The organism is Flavobacterium amnicola (assembly GCF_004122165.1).
Lineage (GTDB): Bacteria > Bacteroidota > Bacteroidia > Flavobacteriales > Flavobacteriaceae > Flavobacterium > Flavobacterium amnicola.
Genome location: NZ_SBKO01000004.1, coordinates 102,187 through 120,301 on the forward strand (window position 1 = coordinate 102,187; position 18,115 = coordinate 120,301).

Annotated in this window: 17 protein-coding genes; all 17 read right to left on the reverse strand. The window is 33.3% G+C overall.

The annotated features are described in order from the left end of the window. Nucleotides 1–4: 4 nt before the first annotated feature. The 17 genes from wecB to EQG63_RS09925 all read right to left on the reverse strand — a co-directional run bounded on the left by wecB (nucleotide 5) and on the right by EQG63_RS09925 (nucleotide 18,104). Nucleotides 5–1,144 carry a non-hydrolyzing UDP-N-acetylglucosamine 2-epimerase gene (gene wecB, locus EQG63_RS09845; RefSeq protein ID WP_129436204.1) on the reverse strand — a complete coding sequence of 380 codons (1,140 nt, stop codon included), beginning with the start codon at nucleotides 1,142–1,144 and terminating at the stop codon, nucleotides 5–7. Continuing rightward, nucleotides 1,141–2,340, reverse strand: a complete 1,200-nt coding sequence (locus tag EQG63_RS09850; protein ID WP_129436205.1) for an O-antigen ligase family protein — start codon at nucleotides 2,338–2,340, stop codon at nucleotides 1,141–1,143. The genes wecB and EQG63_RS09850 overlap by 4 nt, the downstream gene beginning before the upstream one ends. Before the next feature lie 10 nt (nucleotides 2,341–2,350). Beyond that, nucleotides 2,351–3,469, reverse strand: a complete 1,119-nt coding sequence (locus EQG63_RS09855) for a polysaccharide biosynthesis C-terminal domain-containing protein (protein ID WP_129436206.1) — start codon at nucleotides 3,467–3,469, stop codon at nucleotides 2,351–2,353. 1 nt (nucleotide 3,470) lies between these two features. After that, nucleotides 3,471–3,893, reverse strand: a complete 423-nt coding sequence (locus tag EQG63_RS09860) for a WxcM-like domain-containing protein (RefSeq protein ID WP_129436207.1) — start codon at nucleotides 3,891–3,893, stop codon at nucleotides 3,471–3,473. Further along, entirely contained in the window at nucleotides 3,894–4,931 is a 1,038-nt protein-coding gene (locus EQG63_RS09865) for a polysaccharide biosynthesis protein (protein ID WP_129436208.1), read from the reverse strand. A gap of 3 nt (nucleotides 4,932–4,934) precedes the next feature. Next, nucleotides 4,935–5,696, reverse strand: coding sequence for an AglZ/HisF2 family acetamidino modification protein (locus EQG63_RS09870; RefSeq protein ID WP_129436209.1), 762 nt, complete (start codon nucleotides 5,694–5,696; stop codon nucleotides 4,935–4,937). A 2-nt stretch (nucleotides 5,697–5,698) separates the two neighbouring features. After that, nucleotides 5,699–6,310 carry an imidazole glycerol phosphate synthase subunit HisH gene (gene hisH / locus EQG63_RS09875; protein ID WP_129436210.1) on the reverse strand — a complete coding sequence of 204 codons (612 nt, stop codon included), beginning with the start codon at nucleotides 6,308–6,310 and terminating at the stop codon, nucleotides 5,699–5,701. Further along, the gene (locus EQG63_RS09880) at nucleotides 6,307–7,452 is read right to left on the reverse strand and encodes an N-acetyl sugar amidotransferase (protein ID WP_129436211.1); all 1,146 of its coding nucleotides are present in this window, start codon (nucleotides 7,450–7,452) and stop codon (nucleotides 6,307–6,309) included. Before EQG63_RS09880 ends, hisH begins: the two co-directional genes overlap by 4 nt. A gap of 66 nt (nucleotides 7,453–7,518) precedes the next feature. Then, nucleotides 7,519–8,457, reverse strand: a complete 939-nt coding sequence (locus EQG63_RS09885) for a hypothetical protein (protein ID WP_129436212.1) — start codon at nucleotides 8,455–8,457, stop codon at nucleotides 7,519–7,521. A gap of 407 nt (nucleotides 8,458–8,864) precedes the next feature. Then, a complete protein-coding gene (locus EQG63_RS09890) occupies nucleotides 8,865–10,007 on the reverse strand; it encodes an acyltransferase family protein (RefSeq protein WP_129436213.1) in 1,143 nt (380 codons plus the stop codon). Continuing rightward, nucleotides 10,007–11,110: a glycosyltransferase family 4 protein gene (locus EQG63_RS09895; RefSeq protein ID WP_129436214.1), complete on the reverse strand. Its 1,104-nt coding sequence runs from the start codon at nucleotides 11,108–11,110 to the stop codon at nucleotides 10,007–10,009. Before EQG63_RS09895 ends, EQG63_RS09890 begins: the two co-directional genes overlap by 1 nt. 1 nt (nucleotide 11,111) lies before the next feature. Next, nucleotides 11,112–12,236, reverse strand: coding sequence for a glycosyltransferase (locus EQG63_RS09900; protein ID WP_129436215.1), 1,125 nt, complete (start codon nucleotides 12,234–12,236; stop codon nucleotides 11,112–11,114). Next, entirely contained in the window at nucleotides 12,214–13,236 is a 1,023-nt protein-coding gene (locus tag EQG63_RS09905; RefSeq protein WP_129436216.1) for an O-antigen ligase family protein, read from the reverse strand. Before EQG63_RS09905 ends, EQG63_RS09900 begins: the two co-directional genes overlap by 23 nt. A gap of 169 nt (nucleotides 13,237–13,405) precedes the next feature. Then, nucleotides 13,406–14,680, reverse strand: a complete 1,275-nt coding sequence (locus tag EQG63_RS09910; protein ID WP_164974496.1) for a lipopolysaccharide biosynthesis protein — start codon at nucleotides 14,678–14,680, stop codon at nucleotides 13,406–13,408. A gap of 45 nt (nucleotides 14,681–14,725) precedes the next feature. After that, complete coding sequence (gene rfbA / locus EQG63_RS09915; RefSeq protein WP_129436218.1) at nucleotides 14,726–15,598, reverse strand: glucose-1-phosphate thymidylyltransferase RfbA; 873 nt, start codon at nucleotides 15,596–15,598, stop codon at nucleotides 14,726–14,728. 91 nt (nucleotides 15,599–15,689) lie between these two features. Continuing rightward, nucleotides 15,690–16,736 carry a dTDP-glucose 4,6-dehydratase gene (gene rfbB, locus EQG63_RS09920; protein WP_129436219.1) on the reverse strand — a complete coding sequence of 349 codons (1,047 nt, stop codon included), beginning with the start codon at nucleotides 16,734–16,736 and terminating at the stop codon, nucleotides 15,690–15,692. Nucleotides 16,737–16,742: 6 nt separating this feature from the next. Then, nucleotides 16,743–18,104, reverse strand: a complete 1,362-nt coding sequence (locus EQG63_RS09925; protein WP_129436220.1) for a UDP-glucose 6-dehydrogenase — start codon at nucleotides 18,102–18,104, stop codon at nucleotides 16,743–16,745. Between the last annotated feature and the right edge of the window lie 11 nt (nucleotides 18,105–18,115).

Sequence of the window (18,115 nt, forward strand, 5' to 3'; positions counted from 1 at the left end):
TACATTATTTTTTACTCCAAACTACTCTATTGATATAATCGGTATAACTCAAAATAATTCGAACCATTTTTTCCGACACATTCGGCATGGAATAATCGGCTACTGGTCGATAATTTCTCGTATCTTTTCCTACTTTTTGTTGTTGCAGTTGCACCAATCCTTGTAATATTCTTTCCGGTGACATTCCAACCATCATCACAGAAGCTTCTTCCATGGCTTCCGGTCTTTCATGCGCATCACGAATATTTAAGGCACGAAAATTAAGAATGGAACTTTCTTCAGAAATGGTTCCTGAATCCGACAAAACAGCATAAGAACGCATTTGTAATGCATTATAATCATGAAAACCTAGCGGCTTCAAAAACTGAATTTCTGGTCGAACTTCCACTTGTTTTTTATCAATCATATTTCGAGTTCGCGGATGCGTAGAAACAATAATTGGGTATCCAAATTTTTCGGCAATGGCATTTAAACTTTCCATTAAACCATTAAAATTTTTATCCGAATTGATATTTTCTTCTCGATGTGAGGAAACAACAAAGTATTTACCTTCTTCTAAATTTAATCGGGATAACACATCCGATTTTTCAATTTGAGGCAGATAATGATGCAGCACTTCAAACATAGGCGAACCCGTTTTGATGATTCTATCGGCTGACAACCCTTCTCGTAATAAATACTCTCTAGCTATATCACTGTAAGTCAAGTTAATATCCGAAATATGATCTACAATTTTTCTATTGGTTTCCTCTGGAACTCTTTGGTCAAAACATCTATTTCCCGCTTCCATATGAAAGATTGGAATTTGTCGTTTCTTGGCCGGAATAGCACACAAACAACTATTGGTATCTCCCAACACCAAAAAAGCATCAGGTTGCAATTGTTCTAACAAAGGATCTATTTTAATTAGAATATTTCCAACTGTTTCTGTGGCTGTAGCCCCAGCCGCTTCAAGAAAATAATCGGGTTTACGCAATCCTAAATCTTCAAAGAAAATTTGATTTAATTCATAATCATAGTTTTGACCCGTATGTACAATAATATGTTCAATTGCTTCCGAAGCATCTAAGGCGCATAAAACTCTTGACAATCTTATGATTTCAGGTCGTGTTCCTACGACCGTCATTACTTTTAATTTCTTCATTCTGATTCTTTATTTAAAATCAAGACCAATGCCGATAAATACCATATCTCAGGGCTTGAATGCAAGTTATAGGAAAATAACGAAAGTGTAAAATATTGCACCCACAAAACTAAAACCCAAATGATTTCAGGGTATTTTTCACTTACGCTTTTACCATTATAAATATACTGTATACATTTTTTAAAAAACAAAAAGTAGAGTACAAATCCGACGATACCCGTTGCCATTAATACTTCTAAAAATATATTGTGTGGATACATCCCGTCTTCGTATAGAATTCTTCCTCCTAAAATTGGATGCTCCGTAAAAATTTGAATTCCTTGTTGGTATAGACTACCACGTCCAGAACTATCTCCTGTAGTAATTGATTTTGTTATTCTTGAAAAAAAGCTACTTTCATTTTCGCCTGAAAATTGCGGTTTCAAAATAACTAAAGAGACGACTCCAATAAAAAGTAAGGCCAGAAATCCAAATAAAATTTTTCGTTTGTTTTTCACCCATAATAAAAACAAAACTCCTAATACCAATGCTACAAATGGGCTTCTGGTCCCCGATGCATACATGATATACAGTCCAATAAAAAATCCTAAAACGGCACTTATTTGGAAATATTTATTGGTGATAAACTTATACAATAATTGATACAAGGACAGTACTACCAAACTTACTCCCCAATGTCCAAATGAAATCGAATACATTCCCATAATTCCAGATGTCCTGCCTTGGTGATCGTGTTGAATTCCGATTAAGATATTCGATACCAATACTATTAAAATTATATAATAGATGATAATATAGGAAAGTTTAAAATCTATATCTGATTTTTTAAAATTCAAGACTGCAAAGGCTGGAATAAAAGTGATTCCGACAATTCGAAGATAGGTCTCCATCTCTTTTAATTGTATATCGGGTAAAAAAGTGAAATTTTGAAATGAATAAATCGCTTTACTAAAATACAATAACCAAAAAAGTAGAAATGCAATTTCAGTTATTTGATAGTTTTTGAATGATTGCTGATAAAATTTTCTAAGAATTATAATACTTGATAGCAACAAAACAATCGTTCGAAACGGAATCGTGATGACTTGACTATCGATTTGAAAAGTGCCAGGAAATATACTTACGACAAAAAACCCTACTAAAAGTAAAATCCAAAAATAGGTCGTAAATAATTTTTCTTTATGTTCTAAATTCATTTAATAAGAATTATACTTCTTCAAAATAAGTATCCGCATCTAGTGGATTGTAAGGCTCATTGATCCAAAAATTGGTATACAAATCTTCTTCTCCTATATTTTTGATATTATGTGTGTACCAAATTGGCATATCTACATAGGCGGGTTCCTTTCCATCCAAATAAAAATCCAACACTTCATGGGTTCCTATTTTTCGCAATTGAATTAACGCTTTCCCTTTAATAACGGCAAATCGCTCAATTTTACGTGTGTGATAGTGATTACCTCTGGTAATTCCAGGAACTGTTGTTGAAAAAGAACATTGCCCCCCAATTCCCAATCGGATTATTTCTACAAAGGCACCACGATCATCAGTATGTTGAGTGAATTTTACCGGATAATGTGTCGCAATATCAAAATACGACCGAAAGGTATTGAATAAATTTAAATCAAATGTAGAATGAATTTGCGGAACTTCACCCGTTTCAAAATAGGTGGTTTTATAATACTGCAACGTTTCCAAAACCTCGGAAACTTTATGTGTGTATGTAGGCTGTATTTCGAGAATTGCTTCCGATTTACCAGCTCTTATATTTTCAATAATGGCTGCCACTAATTCGCCAACATAAATCAGTTTTACTTCTCCATCCGTATCGATTACAGGGGTTTCGTTGTGCGTCAGTTTATAACAAAAGGTAGCCACAAACGAGTTGTAATTTGGTTTCCCAAAAGGACCAAATACATTAGGAATAATCATCCCGGTAAATTTGCCTTCACATTTATCAGCCCAATCGGCTAATAATTCGCGGCCTTCTTTTTTGGATTTTCCATATAAATTATCTCGCTCTTCTTGTGATGAAGACGAAAAGAGAACGTGTGCTTTGGATTGGGTTCGATCTAAAGAATTGATCAATTTTTGGGCTAAATCGACATTGGTTTGATAAATAAATTCTTGACTTTCGTGACGATTCATTGCCGCTAAATGCACGATAACATCACATTGCGAAACAAAGTCATCTAACAAAGAAGTATCTTCGAAATATTCTTTTTTAAAAGGAATGCGTTCAAACTCATCGGCATACAAACCTAAAGTATTGAATAGATGATTGCCTACAAATCCGTTTTGTCCTGTTATACCAACTTTTAGCATATTATTTCGTACAATTAAATTGATCTAGAGTATACCTAAACTCATCACTGATTTGACCTAGTAAATAATCAGCCATTACTAATAATTTTGAATTTTCTTCCATCGCTTGAATACAGGAAATATAACCCGCTGGTATATGAAGTACATCCAATGTTTCGGATTCCAGTTGAAACACAAACGGTTCCAAAGTACCACTTGGATGCTCCCAATCGTCTACTTTAATCAGTTGAATTTGAAAACTTCCTGATAGCGCAGAAAACCATCGTTGTTCAACTTTATGACCTTGCCATCCACGTTTAAAGACAGTCGATTTATTTTCAATAATGTAGGTACGTTTGACTTCAGAAGCATCAAAGTCATTATTATACTTTAAATTCCCTCTATCATCGGAATGACAATTTCCTTTTAATAAAATAGGATTCATTTAGTCGGGATATTGTCTGGCATCCACCTCACCTAAAACTTCTTTACGAATGAGAGGCAGTTTCATTAATAAATTTTTCATTCCCGCTACATCTTGTTGCGTGGTATTATGAGAGTGATAGTCTTCTATTTTAGAAATATCCACTTCCCCTTCCGAGAAATATTGAGCATAATTTAAATCGCGATTATCCGCAGGGATTCTGTAAAAATCGCCCATATCTTCCGCTTTTATCATTTCTTCACGCGTGCACAATGTTTCATATAATTTTTCACCGTGACGCGTACCAATAACTTTTATAGGGTTATCGGATTTAAAGAGTTCTTTTAAGGCTTGGGCCAAATCGCCGATAGTACCCGCCGGTGCTTTATTGACAAATAAATCCCCCGAATTTCCGTGTTCAAAAGCAAATAAAACAAGTTCTACCGCCTCTTCCAAAGACATTAAAAAACGAGTCATGGAAGGATCTGTTATCGTAATTGGCTCGTTATTTTTAATTTGTTTGACAAACAAAGGAATCACAGAACCTCTTGAAGCCATTACATTTCCGTATCGGGTCAAACAAACCGTTGTTTTTTCTAAATTCCTAGAAGCAGCCACAGCCACTTTTTCCATCATTGCTTTGGAAATTCCCATAGCGTTAATAGGATAAGCTGCTTTATCGGTACTCAAACAAATTACTTTTTTGACATCATTTTTTACAGCGGCATCAATAACATTTTGAGTTCCGGTTACATTGGTTTTAACCGCTTCCATTGGAAAAAACTCACACGATGGCACTTGCTTTAGCGCTGCGGCATGAAACACATAATCCACACCACGCATGGCATAATCTACGCTTTGTGCATTTCGTACATCGCCAATATAAAATTTTAACTTGTCATTTTTATACAGATTACGCATATCATCTTGTTTTTTCTCATCACGAGAAAAAATTCGAATTTCTTTAAAATGATTGGTATCTAAAAAACGGTTAAGTACTGCTGTTCCGAAGGAACCTGTACCACCTGTGATCAAAAGCGTTTTGTTTGTAAATTCCATTTCTTAACTGTATAGCTTTTCTTTTTCTTCTTTGTTGGGATAATTGATCAGTACGGCTTTATAAACCCCTTTAAACACAAATAAACTTCCAGCCGCAACACCGATAATTTTATGTTTATCAATCACTTTTTTAATATCTTGTAAAGTGCCTGCACCTCCCAAAACGGTCACAGGAATGGTTAAGTTCTCGACCATTTTATCAATTAAATTCATATCATAGCCTTTCATTACGCCATCTTGATCAATGGAGTTGATGATAATTTCACCTGCTCCCAATCGTTGCGCTTCTTCGGCAAATTTAACTGGGTTGACACCTGTTGCTTTTTTTCCGTTATGAATGTATACTTCATAGCCTCCTAAGAGTTTTTTCTTCACATCAATCACTACGATAACACTTTGTGAACCTACTCGATTGGCAATTTCCGTAATTAAAGATGGATTTTGAATTACTGCAGAACTTAAAGCGATTTTTTCAATCCCTAATCCGAATATTTTTTGTGCTTGTTCTACGGTTTTTACGCCTCCTCCATAACACAAAGGCATTCTGGATTGGTTGGCTAACTTTTCAATTAAGGCATAGTTTGGTTCATTTCCTTGAACACTTGCATCAATATCAAACACAGCCAATTCATCTACTTCCTTTTCATTAAATATTTTAACGGCATTTATGGGATCGCCGACATATTTTGGATTTTTGAAGTTCACTGTTTTTACCAAACCATTATCGTGAACTAAAAGACTGGGAATTATTCTTGGTCTAAGCATACTTATAATTTAGCAAAGTTATGTAACAATTCTTCTCCGTAATGGTGGCTTTTTTCTGGATGAAATTGAATTCCGTATACATTTTCATGATTGGCAGCAGAAGTAAACGAAATACCATAATTGGAAGTCGCTAAAATATCTTTAGGATCATTGCATTCAAAATAAAAACTATGCAAAAAATAAAAAATTGCATCCTTTTCTAATCCTTTGAATAACGGATGTTCAGAAGGATGTACGTCATTCCAACCCATATGTGGCAATTTGGTTCGCTGATGGATGGTTGATTCATCAAATTTTCTAATATTAGCGTCAATCCACTTCAAACCTTCCAACTGACCTTCGTCGCTTTTATTGCCCATCATTTGCATTCCGACACAAATACCAATTACAGGAATCTTTTTTTCCAATACAAGTTCATCCAATTTTGCTCGCATTCCTGAATTGTTCAACTGTGACATGGCATAATCAAAATGACCTACCCCGGGCAAAATCAACTTTTGCGCGTCTTCTAAATCCTGAGGTGTTTTTGCAATTTTTGTAGGGATATCTAATCTTTTGTATACATTTTGAAACGCATAGATATTTCCAACCCCATAATCTATAATAGTAATCATCTAAACAATCTTTTTTCTAACCCTAATTTCATCATTACTTTAGAGCCTAATTTAATGATTCCCATCTTATTCTTATAGTCTTTATAGGTTTTATTTGGACCTTCGAATATTTTTTGAAGTTCCTCTACCGTTAAATCCAATTTATGCGCTACGTATTCAAATTCTTTTTGTAAAAATTCTTCCGACAATTCAGGTCTTGAAATTCTATCCAACGCTTCTTCTCTTGTCATTTGCCCCGTAAGAATTAAGCTTGAAAAGTGCGCTCTTCTTTTTTCGAAACCAAATTTTCTTGGCAACCAAAAATCTTCATAAAAACGAGTAAATCTAGACTCGTGGTGTTTGTGTTGAAAGCTTTCCCATCCGAATTTATCGAACAACAATTGCTCCACATCTTTTTTGATATAAGGCACTAGATTTAAAGGTTTGAAAACTTTCATTCCCAAAACATATCGATAATAAATTTTATAACTCAAAATATCCACTAACGGAAAAGTCTTGAGTGGTTTTTTCCCAAATTTAGAGTGGATATCATTGACCAAAACGGTGTCAATTCCCGGAAAACCACCCCATTCTTCTGGCTCTCTACAACATTCTGTAGAAAAATTTCCGCCAGTTAGGACGTATTTAATTTTATTCTGTTTGGCGAATTTATACAGTCCGGAGAAAAAAGCATAATCCTGAGGCAAGTCTTGATCGGCAATTTGCGATTTTAGAAAGGCAACCTGAAGGTCTTTCATTTCTTGCCAATTAATAACATCAGTATATAAATCTAAGCCTAATCCGTTGATTAATTTTTCAATGTTTCCTACTGCTTTATCGGTATTCCAACCCGCATCGACATGAAATATCAAAGGTCTTAAACCCATAATTTCTTTGGCAACGTAAGCGGCATAAGAACTATCCAATCCACCGCTAAGACCGATGATACAATCAAAATCCCTGTTTTTTCCGTCTTTTTTGATTTTTTCGGCAACACTCATCAGTTCCTTATAACCTCTTTCGTCGATATGCCAATTGGGTTCAATATTTTGTTTAAAGTTAACGTAATAATCGCTTTCCCCTTTTTCATTAAAAACAATGTTTGGATCGGATGTATCCATAATTGTTTTGGTACACATTTGGTAAGGTTTATTCGTATTCATGTATTATAATTATTTTATGCAAATGTAAAATTTTAAAGACAACTTAACTTATTGTTTTGATAACTTTTAATGAATTAAAAGCGGTTTGACAATTTTTGCCTTTTCTATATAATTTTTATCGTTATACTTGATATAAACGGTTTTTGTTCCTTTGAATTCCTTGTTGATATTCATTCCGTCTTTTCTACCGTAAAAATAAGTATCGGCGGCCCACCAAACAATTCCGTCAACATTATGTCTGTTATACTCACAACTTACAATTTTATTGATATAATCTTCCCAAAAAGAATTTTCCATTAGTGACCAACCTAGTTTTTCGTTGCTGGGATGAAATCGATGCAACACAAATGGATAAACGGGTTTGTGATATTTTCTACCTAATTCAATAGATTTTTCAACATTAGAAGAAATGTATTCGGAATTTTTTAGAGTCCCTACAATACCATCATCGTAAAACATGTACATAGAAGGAAAAAACACATCAACTTCTTTCAACAACTTATCAATTTTATCATTTCGGTCTAAAAATCCCGTCATGGTTTCCCAATAGGTAGTAAATGGAATAGCATAAAACCCCCATTTTACATTTGGCCTTGTTTTTTTTGCAAATTGAACGATGCCTATAAATAATTGTTGCGCTTTAATAAAATCTTCATCCGTTGTTTCGTTGTTACAAATTTTTTCTAAATAGGGACTTTCAAGATCAATAAAGCAATATCCGTTTTGATTTTTATTTGGAAATTTTTCAGAAATAAATTTTTTAAATTTTAGCGTATCTATTTTATATTCTTCAGTTGATAAGAACATTTTCTCGTCGACATAATTAACATATTCCATCTCATTTTTTTGGGCGAATTGTTTCATTTCATCACCATAATCAAGAATTGAATATAAAAATTTTTGCTCAATATTTGCATCAACATCATTTCGATTGTTATGCTTTGTTTTGGGCAAACAAGAAATAGCCAAAACAAAAAGCAATAGGATAGTTAAATTCTTATTCATAGCACAATTGATTAACCTTTAACACAGTTAATTTACATATTTTATATTTACCAATTTTAATAAAATTTAGCCATTAAATCGCTTACAACCTTCTCTTTTTCAAAAACTCTGCTACAACCGCTTTTACAGTTTTATTAAAAAACTAATTATCAGACTCCTAAATTTCTAATCTGTCAATATTGTGGTCTTTAAAAGTAGTTCAAATTTTAGTTTTATACGTGTTAAAAGCATTTTTTGGAGTAATGTAATCGGCTTTTAGGTCGCATAAATTTATACAAGTGCTTTCCAAATTTACATAATCAACAACTGTATCATTAAGATTCGTTACGAAATAGTTTGAAATTTGAATCCATCTTGATTTTGGCGAAGTATTTTAATCTGTAACTTAAAAAAAGAACACTATTAGTTTAGGAAAATAAAATCTTCTTCTTGCATTTTTTTACCCAATCTTTGTCCATACACGGTCTTTCAACTAATAAGAAAAACAGGGAAGACAACATGATTATAAGAATTAGCAATAAAATGGAATAAATTGAAACGTTTACAAAAGCATTATTAGAAAAAGAAAACTTGACAAGCGGATTTCCAAACATACTAATAATTGGGTAGTGAAGTAAGTAGATGGTATAACACATCCCGCCAATATTGGTAATTACGTTTAAAGTTAAAAATTTAAATATTTTATGAAATAGTACATAGTAATACAAAAAGAAAATACTGATGAGTTGAATGCCTTCCCAAACAAATTTTAGCTGATTTGAATTAAAATCGGACTCATCAAATATCCAAATAATTGCGAAACAGCATAAACCGATTAAATAGTCCCATTTTGTTTTTGAAAACAATTCGGTTTTTGAAACGTTTAAATCTGCCAATATAAAACCGATAAGAAAATACTGCATGTAATTCATTACACTTATGTATTTAAAAGTAATAGTATGATTTACAATCAGAAATAATAAAGTCAGTAGGGTTAACAATAAACGTCTTGTTTTGACTGGTTTTACAAAAAACAAATACCCCATTAAAGGAGCCAAGATATAAAACTGAATTTCCACTTCTAAACTCCAAGTAACTGCATTTAATTTAGGCAACATACCCGGATAGAAGAAATTATGGGTATAGGTTATAGAAGCAAGATAACTCATAAACCCCTCCTGAAACGAATATTTATGTACAACAAAACAAGCTGCAAAAAACAACAAGGTCATTACCAATATGTAGGGTGGTTCTAACCTACTTAATCGTCTTGCGAAGTAGTTTTTTAAATTTATTGGCTTGGAATTAGCGATATGAAATTTTGCAAAAGGTAAGCCCAATATATATCCACTGATGACAAAAAACAATGGCACCCCAAGATGACCGTGTGATAATAGATTCTTTAAAAAAGAATAAAAAGTAGTATTCTGTTGAATGGCATCTAAATATTTTTCATTTAAAAAACCATTCAAATGATACAATACAACACTGATTATTGCAATAAACCTTAAACCGTCAATTTCAGGAATAAAGCTTCCAGAAGAAGTAATTCTTTTAAAAGAAATTCTCATTATTTGTTACGATAAAATTGGTCAAAAAGGTCTAAAAACGATTTTCTAAAAATAGAAACTCTGTATTTTTCATCCGCTTCTTTTCTATTGTTTAATGCTATATCAATCAGACTTTCCTTTTGTGTAATTAAATTCTCAATGGCTTTCTGAATAGACGGAACGGATTTCTTTTCTACCACAAATCCATTTCGATTGTCAGCAAACACATAAGGTATTCCACTGTGGTAACTTGTAATCACAACACAACCTGCTGCATACGCTTCAAAAATACTAAAAGGCTGACCTTCAAACGGATAATAGGTTGGTAAACAAAACACTTGCGACTGACTCAACAATTCTCTTTTTTTATCACCATCAATATAACCTAAGAAGCTAATTCGGCTTTCGTCTTTTATTTTATCTAAAAATACTTTTTCGCTCTCTTCCGATTCGAAACCACCAACATAAACTATGTTAACCTTACTTTTTATCTCTTCTGGCAAACTTATAAATGCATCTGCCAGTTCCTCATAGCCTTTACCTGGTATTAAATTGCTTAAAAACAAAATTTGTATGGAATCGTAATTTTTAAATTTTGCTTCTATTTCTTTACTATCTACAAATAAATAATCTTCGGCAAAATTGGGAATGATGTGTATTTTGTCTTCAGAAATAACTCTTTTGAAAGCTTCTAAATTCATTTCTCCTTCAATAACAACGCCACCAATTTTACTTAAGAAGAATTTATTAATTTTTTGCTGTATTCCATTACCACTCAATATCGTTCTCATACCCGTTCCACCTAACATGTGTACAAAAATTTTGTGACGACTATTAAAACACAAGGCGCAAATGGCTAGATCTCTCATATTTCCGAAGAAAGATTCTGCTAACGACAAATAAATAATATCGTTGTTCCTTCTTTTCTTCCATACTTGAAATAGCACTTTTATAATCGTAATAAGTCGGCTGTACGAATCGACTCCATGTTTCAAACTTTCTTTCCCAAGATTAATCAATTCCACTTCGTGTTTTTCTTCCCGAAGGGCATCCATCAATGTTTTACTGGCTCTTGCTTGACCACTAATTACAGGATAAACTGCTGCTATATATAATATTCTCATACTACTTTAAAGTATTAATCATTTTAAAAAATTGTTGAGACATAATCTCAGTATTGTTTTTATGTCGGACAACATTATAAACATTCTGTTTCATTGCTTCCATTTTGCTTTCATTTTTCAATGCAAATATGATTTTATTTGCCAAATCTACAGGATCATTTTCTTTGAACAATAAACCTGTTTTATTTTCCTCAAACAAAAAGACTTCAGGAGAATGATTCATAATGTTATCATGTATGATTACCGGAAGCGAATAACCGAATGAATTGAATATGGTTAACCCCATAAAGCCTGGATGAATTAATACTTTTGAAAGTAAAAACCAAGGGCTTTTTTTATCTTCTTCGTAGATTTCACCTAAAAAAAGAATATTATTTTGTAGTCCTTCTGTTTGGGCAGCCGTCTTCAACACTTCTATTTCTGTACCATTACCGATGATTACCCATAAAACATCAGGAATAGTGGTTACCACTTTTTGCAAAGCTTCTAAAGCAAGAGCGTGATTGTTTGCTTTATTAACTCTACCAGAAGAAATAATGATATTTTGCGACTCAATATTGTGTTGCTTCTTAAACGCTTCCAATTTGTCCTTGTTCCAATTACTTCGAGTATTGTCAATTTCATCTTGATTGAGTCCGTTGTTTATGGCAATTATATTCTTACGTTCAAATTTTTTATCATTAAGAATTTCGACATCCTTTTCGGTGTACATTAAAAAATTATCAAAAATGCGCCACCAAGTCCTTCTCACCCATTGCAAAGCAGAATTTCCGTGTGCGCTGTACACATTACTCCAAATGACTATTTTTTTTCCAAACAATCGAAATAATGTAGAAAGCAATGCCATAGTAACATGTCTCACATTTCCATCTACAACCAAAATATCATATTTCCATAAGGTAAATATTGGTAGAAAATGAAAAACAAGACTGTCGTTTTGAAATGGCGACCAATACTTTAATAAAACAACACGCTCTCCATACTGTTCATGTATAGGTTTAAGATTAGATCCAGGTACAGATTTCTGGCAAAAAACAGTTACTTCGTGGCTTTCATTAGTAAAAACACGGTTGTAAAAATCCTTGCGATAGGTAGGAATGACATTAGTAAGTACGGCTACTTTCATTTCGTACTATGTATTTAGTAGATTGGTATGTGAGAATTATCGCGGCTAAATTCCAAAATTTAAAATTATTAGCTATGGATCCGGATGTAAAAGTTACAATCAAATTGGATAAAAATATTAAAACCAACCAAATTATTTCTTCCTTTTTAAGTTGGACCAAAGCTTTTTTAAACGAAACATACAAAATGACCAAACAAAGAATACCTCCGAAAATACCCAAGGACATAAAGGATTCTACTAGCATATTATGTGGGTATACTCCATAGGGTTTCACTTCAATAGAATCCCCTACAAATGGGCTATTGAGAAATTGCTCCCAACCTCCCTTTAAATACATAAATCTACTATAATCACTACCTCCTTCATTTGTTTGAGATTCTGTAAATCGAGCCGTAAGCATTTTAAATGCATCGTACTTGGTACTAAAATAATAAATAATTCCAATGAGAGAAATAAGAATTGGAATGACAAATTTGAGTTTTATCTTTTCGTGATTTTTATACCCAAAGAAAATCGCAATCAATATCATTTGCAATATAGGTCCTCTAGAACCCGCAATTCCCATATTAACAACGGCAAGTCCGATAGGGATTAAAAAGAAAATTTTATATCTCGATTTAGACATAATTAACAAACTGGCGATGATTAAATTCAAGGCCATATTTGAAAATACAATTGTATTTAATCCTGAATTGGCATCGGCTCTTACCCTTTCTTCTCCATTGGCATCCAAGATATATTCTTGATTATTCATCATTCCCATGATATTGATGAACAATAGTAAGATAAAAATGATTTTCAATGATTTTCGTAATGTTTTCTCATCAATTTTAGTCAAAAGAGCTAACATAGGTAAGATACATCCCAATATTAAATAGCCCCAATAATCCAAGATTGGTAGCATAATAAGATGTCCATTCACAACTGTTTCATATAAAAAACGAAGAATGTACAAAAACATGTATAGGAACAGAAAATTCACATTTTTATTGATCTGCATTTTTTCTTTCAGAATTATAAGCAGACAGACCAAACCAACAATTATTCTAAAGGGTACACTAATGGTTCTATTTTCAATCTCGAAGATATCCGGAAAAAACGACAAAAACTCATACCCACATATCACGGATACTATCAGAAAAATTTTGAGTCCTTGATTTTTTACTGTACTAACTTCCATTTTGGACTTGTGATAATTTAAAAGTAAAATACAAATTCGTAAAACTAAACATAATCGAAATAAAACTGTAGGTTTTAAGAATTATTAAAACATCTTTTTTTAATACTGAAAGCACTACAACAATTCCAATGCTGAAAAAAGTTTGTAGACTTTGTAATTTCAAAAATGTTTTTTGATTGTTACAAACGTAATATAAAGAATTAAATGGTTGTGTAAAAAACTCAACAAACAACATTACACACAAAATCTGTGCATAAATTGCGGAAGTTTCCCATTGTGCGCCAAAGAAAAAAACAAACAAATAAGGGGAAAGTATAAAAATGGAGGAATAGACTATTAATCCTATAAAAACCAATTTTTTAAACGTAGCCTTAAATAAAACTTGACAATTTCCTTTAACTCGTATATGATCTATGGCTTCATTTCTGAATATATTAGCGATCGCCGTGGTAAAAACTATATTTGGCAAGCGCAACATTCTATTGGCTAATGAAAATAACCCCACGATATGATTGGAATAAAAAACGGTAAAAACGAGAGGCAAAAATTGCTGATTCAGATTGAAGGCTAAATCTGAAAAAAGGGTATATTTTGGAAAAAATATATATTCTTTGGCGACTAAATTAATTTCTGTGGTGGATGCTTTCTCTTTGGGAATTTGTTTTAAATAGTGTACATAAAAATAAACTACCGAAGCAAACATTCCTGCTACCAATCCCAAAACCAATCCAAAACTATTAACCCCTAAAAACCCAAGCAATACACTTATCAGAATATTAAAAATTGCCGAAAACAGTGAGGAAAGACTAACTTTTCCGTATTCTTTATGACGATTGACCCAGTAAATTAGCGCTGAATTATTGATTACCAAAAAATTGTAAACAGGAAGCAACAAATAGGAAAAACTAAACAAATCCTGACGTATATAGCCTAGATAATGGCAACCCAAAAAAATAAAAACGGCAATAAAAAGAAGAACCGACGAAATAACTGATAGTTTCCTTACCAATTGCATAATTGCGACTGCTTTCGCTTCGCTTTCTGGTAGTCCAACAGCCAATTCGTATCGTCCCGAAAAAACAATCGAGCAAATCACGGCAATGCTTGTGAATGCTGAAAGCACACCAAAATCCTGAGGTGTAAAAAGTCGGGTAAGTAAAGGTGAAACCGCTACAAGAAGTATCTGACTAGAGACGGTTCCGACGGCAAGTGTAGAAAAACTTTTAAAATGTTTATTGCGCAATAATCCCTCTATCCTTTTCATTTTCATTCTAAATCCGATTATTACAGCGAAAATAAACTTCCTAAATTATTTTACAATTTTTCTCAAATACTCAGCATAGGTACTTTTACCTAAAACGCCAGCACAATTTTGAAACTGTTCTTTATTGATAAACCCTTTTCTGTAAGCCACTTCTTCGATACATGCAATTTTTAGTCCGGTACGTTTTTCTACCGCTTTTACAAACTCGGTAGCTTCTGTTAACGATTCGTGCGTTCCGGTATCTAACCAAGCAAATCCACGTCCCATTAATTGAAGATTTAATTTACCTTGTTCTAAATATTCTTGGTTTACAGTCGTAATTTCAAGTTCGCCTCTGTGTGATGGTTTTACATTTTTAGCAATTTTCACTACTGAATTTGGATAAAAATACAGCCCTACTACCGCAAAACTAGATTTTGGATCTTCGGGTTTTTCTTCGATAGAAAGTACTTTCCCATCCGCATCAAATTCGGCCACACCATAACGTTCTGGATCATCAACATAATAGCCAAAAACAGTGGCTTCGTTCTTTTCTGTCACTATATTTACAGCATTTGACAACAAGTTTTGTAATCCGGCGCCGTAGAAAATATTATCCCCTAAAACCAAACAAACATCATCGTCGCCAATAAATTCTTCTCCAAGAATAAACGCTTGGGCTAATCCATCTGGTGAAGGTTGTTCCACATAAGATATTTTTAATCCGATCTGACTTCCATCTCCAAATAATTTTTTGAAGTTTGGCAAATCGTGAGGTGTTGAAATAATTAATATTTCTTGTATACCCGCTAGCATCAATACTGATAACGGATAATAAATCATTGGCTTGTCGTATATTGGCAACAATTGTTTAGACACCACTTGTGTAAGTGGATGCAAACGCGTACCTGAACCTCCTGCTAATATTATTCCTTTCATAATTTAGATTTTTAGGCTTCTTAGATTTTTAGACTCTCAGATTTTTAAACTCATTACTAAATGGTCTAAAATTCAAAAAGGTCTAAGTTGTCTAACTATATTGTTTTTCGTAGTATTTTGAATATTCTCCTGAAGTGACATTATTTAACCACTCTGTATTCTCTAAATACCAATTGATCGTTTCTTGTAGGCCTTCTTCGAAGGTAACCGATGGTTTCCAACCCAATTCTTTGTTGATTTTTGAAGCGTCAATTGCATATCGTAAATCGTGTCCTGGTCTGTCCTTTACATAAGTAATCAGCTTTGCCGATTCCCCTTCAGCTCTTCCTAATTTTTCATCCATTTTAGCGCAAAGTAATTTCACTAAATCGATGTTTTTCCATTCGTTAAAACCACCAATATTATACGTTTCATGGTTTTTTCCTTCATGGAAAACCAAATCGATCGCTACTGCATGATCTTTTACATACAGCCAATCGCGGGTATAATTTCCGTCACCATATACTGGTAAAGGCTTATTATTAATAATATTATTGATAAATAACGGAATTAATTTTTCTGGAAAGTGAAACGAACCATAATTATTAGAACAATTGGTTAGTACATAAGGTAAACCATATGTTTCCCCATACGCACGAACAAAATGATCGGAACTGGCTTTTGAAGCAGAATAAGGAGAATTAGGATCGTAAGCGGTTGTCTCTGTAAAAAGACCTTCTGCTCCTAATGAACCATACACCTCATCTGTAGAAATATGATAAAAACGTTTTCCATCAAAATTGTCTTTCCAAAGATTTTTGGCAGCATTTAATAAATTCATTGTCCCAATCACATTGGTTCTCACAAATGCTAACGGATCGGTAATTGATCGGTCTACGTGTGATTCAGCAGCAAGATGTAAAACACCTTCAAATTGATATTTTGAAAAAATCTCATTTATGAATTGCTCATCAACAATATCTCCCTTTAAGAAAGTGTAATTTGGAGCATCTTGAATATCCTTAATATTTTCTAGATTTCCAGCATAGGTCAGTGCATCTAAATTATAGATATGGTATTGCGGATAACGCGTTACAAAACGTCTTACTACGTGTGATCCTATAAAACCTGCACCTCCAGTAATTAAAATATTTTTCATTTTTATCTAATTTGAGCTTCCAATAGCGGTATAAACAAATCCAATTTTTTTCAAGGCTTCTTTATCTAAAATATTACGACCATCAAAAACGAAAGCTGGTTTTAACATCGAATCGTATATTTTTTTCCAATCGTATTCTTTGAACTCATCCCATTCGGTTACCACGGCAATCGCGTGAGCATCTTTACAAGCTTGATAAGGATCTGCCGTTACTTTAATGTTATTTTCGATATTATTCACATCGTTTTTAATTTGATTTTCCGAAACTTTAGGATCATAGACCATAACATTCGCTTCTTCGGCAATTAAATCCAAAGCAATATCGATAGCCGCTGATTCCCGAGTATCATTGGTATCCTTTTTGAAGGCCCAGCCTAACATGGCAATCTTTTTACCCGAAACGGTATTGTACAATTTTTTGACTATTTTTTTAGCAAAACGATGTTTTTGATGGTCATTCATAATCACCACTTGTTGCCAATAATCAGCAACTTCATCCAAACCATACGATTTAGCAATATAGACTAAATTCAAGATATCTTTTTGAAAACACGATCCTCCAAAACCAACAGAAGCTTTTAAAAATTTGGGACCAATACGAGAATCCATCCCAATAGCTTTGGCCACTTCATTCACATCGGCTCCTGTTTTTTCACACAATTCTGATATGGCATTAATAGAAGAAACTCTTTGTGCTAAAAAGGCATTGGCTGTTAATTTTGACAATTCTGACGACCATAGATTAGCCGTCAAGATTCTTTCTTTTGGCACCCATTGTCCATAAACTTCTACCAAAGATTGAATGGCTTCTTGTTCATTTCCTCCAATCAAAACGCGATCGGGACGATGTAAATCTTCTACCGCAGTTCCTTCCGCTAAAAATTCTGGGTTGGATAAAATTTGAAATTTCACTCCATTCCCAGTATTATCTAAAATACTTTTGATTGCTTCGGCAGTACGAACTGGCAAAGTTGATTTTTCTACCACAATTTTATCTGAAGTAGCTACTCTGGCAATTTGACGAGCACATAATTCGATATATTTTAAATCGGCCGCCATCCCTTTTCCAGCACCATACATCTTCGTTGGTGTATTTACTGAAATAAATATCATTTGGGCTTCATCTATGGCTTTATCCACTTCGGTAGAAAAAAATAAATTTCTTCCACGTGCTTCTTTAACAACAGCATCTAAACCCGGTTCATATACGGGCAATTTAGTAAAATCAGAATCATTCCAAGCGGCGATTCTTGATTCGTTTAAGTCAACAACAGTTACTTTTATATCCGGACATTTTTGTGCGATTACAGCCATTGTAGGTCCTCCTACATAACCAGCTCCAATACAACAAATGCTATTTATTTTCATTTAATATTATT